Genomic DNA, 3,127 nt, shown 5'->3' with positions numbered 1-3,127 from the left:
GACCTGCTCGTCTGCGGGGTCGACGACCTCGATGACGCCGTCGCCGGCGGCGGGCTGCCAGCGGCCGTCGAGGAACATGCCGTCGTGAGCCTGCATCGGTACGTCTCCCGTGGTTCGGCGGTGTGCGTACGGCTCCAAACTAGCGCCGGTAGTTTTCGGCGCCCAGGGCGTCCGGGCGTGCGGTGGGTCACGCGGGCCGGGTGGCGCCGCCGGCGTCCACCTGAGACCATTCCTATGGTTCTCCATAGGAATGGTGACGGGAAGGCGGGCGGTACCACCATGACCAGCAGCGCAGAGCAGGCACGCGGCGAGCACACCGACACCGCGCAGGCGAGCGCCGAGCGGGCGCGCAAGACCGCCGAGGGGCTGTCGTACCTCTCCGGCTTCGGCAACCAGCACAGCACCGAGGCCGTCCCCGGCGCCCTGCCCACCGGCCGCAACTCCCCGCAGCGCGCGCCCCTCGGGCTCTACGCCGAGCAGTTGTCCGGCTCCGCGTTCACCGAGCCCCGCGCCCACAACCGGCGCTCCTGGCTCTACCGCATCCGCCCCTCCGCCGCCCACCCCCGCTTCGTCCGCACCGGCAACGGCACCGTGCGCACCGCCCCGTTCACCGAAGCGGACCCCGACCCCAACCGGCTCCGCTGGAACCCCCTGCCGGAGCCCGCGCCCGGCACCGACTTCCTGGCCGGCCTGTGGACCCTCGGCGGCAACGGCGACGCCGCCCAGCGCGCCGGCATGGCCATCCACCTCTACGCCGCCAACGCCCCCATGACCCGCGTCTTCTCCGACGCCGACGGCGAACTCCTGGTCGTCCCCGAGCGCGGCGGACTGCTGCTGCGCACCGAACTCGGCCTGCTGCGCGCCGAGCCGGGCCACGTCGCGCTCATCCCCCGCGGCGTCCGCTTCCGCGTCGAGCCGCTGACCGCGGGCACCACGGCGCGCGGCTACGTCTGCGAGAACTACGGCAGCCCCTTCGTCCTGCCCGACCTCGGCCCCATCGGCGCCAACGGCCTGGCCAACCCCCGGGACTTCCTCGCCCCGGTCGCGGCGTACGAGGAGACCGCGGGCCCGGTCGAGGTCGTCAACAAGTTCTGCGGCAACCTCTGGAAGGCCACGTACGACCACTCCCCGCTCGACGTCGTCGCCTGGCACGGCAACCACGTCCCGTACGTCTACGACCTGCACCGCTTCAACGTCATCGGCAGCATCAGCTACGACCACCCCGACCCGTCCATCTTCACCGTCCTCACCTCCCCCTCCGACACCCCGGGGCTCGCGGGCGTCGACTTCGTCGTCTTCGCGCCGCGCTGGCTCGTCGGCGAGGACACCTTCCGGCCGCCGTACTTCCACCGGAACGTGATGAGCGAGTACATGGGCCTGGTGGAGGGCGCGTACGACGCGAAGGCCGAGGGCTTCGTGCCCGGCGGCGGCTCCCTGCACAACATGATGTCCGCGCACGGCCCCGACCAGGAGACCTTCGACCGGGCCTCGGCGGCCGAGCTGAAGCCGCAGAAGATCGACGACGGGCTGGCGTTCATGTTCGAGACGCGCTGGCCGGTCACGCTCACGCCGCAGGCGCGGGACGCGGACCACCTCCAGGACGGCTACGACGACGTGTGGCGGGGGCTGCGGCAAGCAGGGGGTCCGGGGGGCTCCCCCAGAGGGCACAGCGGGCCATGACCGGCCTCTTCGCGCCCGACTCGCTCCAGCTCAACCGCAAGCTCCCGCTGTGGTATCAGGTCTCGCAGTCCCTGCGCGCCTCCATCCTCGGCCGGCCGCCCGACGCACCGCTGCGGCTGCCGACCGAGGAGCGGCTCGCCGAGCACTACGGCGTCAGCGTGCTCACCCTCCGCCAGGCCCTCAAGGAGCTGGAGGAGGAGGGCCTGATCACGCGCCACCGCCGCCGCGGCACCTTCATCGAGGCGACGGCCCGGAGCACCGCCCCCGTCCGGCTGCTGGGCTCGGTCGACGCGATCGTCGCCCAGCAGTCCGGTGACCGTACGACGCTCCTCGCCCACGGCCCGGCCCCGGTCCCCGCGGACCTCGCCGGGTACTTCCCGGACCTGGGCGAGGCCATGGCGTACCGGCGCCTGCGCCACGACGGCGCCACCGGCGAAGCCACCAACTGGGCCGTCAACACCGTCCGCCCGGAGGCCGCCGCCCGCATCGACCCGGCGGATCTGGAGCGCTGGCCGATGACGAAGGTCCTGCGCGACCGGGCCGGCATCCGCATCGCCCGCATCACGGACACCGTCACCGCGACCCTGGCCGACCCGGAGACGGTCGAGCTGCTGGGGGTCCCGCTGCTCAGCCCGATCCTGGACTACACGGGCGTCTCGTACGACGACGGCGGCAGGGTGGTGGACGTGGCCAGGATCCGCTACCGGGGCGACCGGTTCTCGTTCAGCATGACGCTGGAGGCCCCGTAAGGCCGTGTTGTTCAGCCCAGCAGCCGCGCCTCCTCGCCGGTGAGCCGGACCGCGCCCGCGGCGACGTTCTCCGCGAGGTGGTCGGGGTTGCCGGTGCCGGGGATGGCGAGGACGTGCGGGCCCTGGTGGAGGGTCCACGCCAGGCGGATCTGCGCGGGGCTCAGGCCGCGGGCGCGGGCCGCGGCGCGGACCTCCGCCGCCTCCGTTCCCGCGGGACCCGCCTCCCGGCCCTCGCCCGCGATGGCGAAGAACGGCACGTAGGCGATGCCCTGGTCGCCGCAGGTGCGCAGCAGGGCCCGCTCCTCGGCGTCCGCGCCGACGCCGAAGGCGTTCTGGACGCAGACCACCGGGGCGATCGTCCGGGCCTCGGCGAGCTGGCCGGCGCTGACGTTGGAGACGCCGAGGTGGCGCACGAGGCCGGCCGTGCGGCACTCGGCGAGCGCGCCGAAGTGGTCGGCCAGGGATCCGTCCGCGCGCCGCCGGCTGGGCGGGAGGCGGAGGTTGACGAGGTCGAGGTGGTCGCGGCCGAGCTGGCGCAGGTTCTCCTCGACCTGCCCGCGGAGCTGCTCGGGCTCGGCCCACTCCCAGGCGCCCGCCGGGTCGCGGCCCGCCCAGACCTTGGTGGCGATGACGAGGTCGTCGGGGTAGGGGGCGAGGGCGGAGTTGATCAGTTCGTTGGCGGACCGGCGCGGGGAGAA

Annotated in this window: 3 protein-coding genes; 2 read left to right on the top strand and 1 reads right to left on the bottom strand. The window is 73.9% G+C overall.

Features of this window, described 5'->3' with window-relative positions; translation table 11 throughout:
• Window positions 1-279: 279 nt before the first annotated feature.
• Together hmgA and H5J30_RS23945 are read left to right on the top strand one after the other, a co-directional pair.
• The gene (hmgA, locus tag H5J30_RS23950; RefSeq protein ID WP_181789444.1) at window positions 280-1,680 is read left to right on the top strand and encodes a homogentisate 1,2-dioxygenase; all 1,401 of its coding nucleotides are present in this window, start codon (window positions 280-282) and stop codon (window positions 1,678-1,680) included.
• Window positions 1,677-2,429: a GntR family transcriptional regulator gene (locus H5J30_RS23945; protein WP_181789443.1), complete on the top strand. Its 753-nt coding sequence runs from the start codon at window positions 1,677-1,679 to the stop codon at window positions 2,427-2,429. The genes hmgA and H5J30_RS23945 overlap by 4 nt, the downstream gene beginning before the upstream one ends.
• An 11-nt stretch (window positions 2,430-2,440) precedes the next feature.
• On the opposite strand, the gene H5J30_RS23940 is transcribed toward H5J30_RS23945, so the two are convergent.
• On the bottom strand, window positions 2,441-3,127 hold a 687-nt coding region (locus tag H5J30_RS23940; RefSeq protein WP_181789442.1), incomplete at its 5' end, for an aldo/keto reductase.

It is taken from the genome of Streptomyces phytophilus (assembly GCF_013870535.1).
In the GTDB taxonomy this organism is placed as follows: Bacteria; Actinomycetota; Actinomycetes; order Streptomycetales; family Streptomycetaceae; genus Streptomyces; species Streptomyces phytophilus.
The sequence above is the reverse complement of the archived record's forward strand: the minus strand, read 5'-3'. Positions and strand labels throughout refer to the sequence as shown.

What these genes read in the sequence shown, in the direction of transcription:
- hmgA (WP_181789444.1), top strand. Translation starts at nt 280, where the DNA reads ATGACCAGCAGCGCAGAGCAGGCACGCGGCGAGCACACCGACACCGCG.
- H5J30_RS23945 (WP_181789443.1), top strand. Translation starts at nt 1,677, where the DNA reads ATGACCGGCCTCTTCGCGCCCGACTCGCTCCAGCTCAACCGCAAGCTC.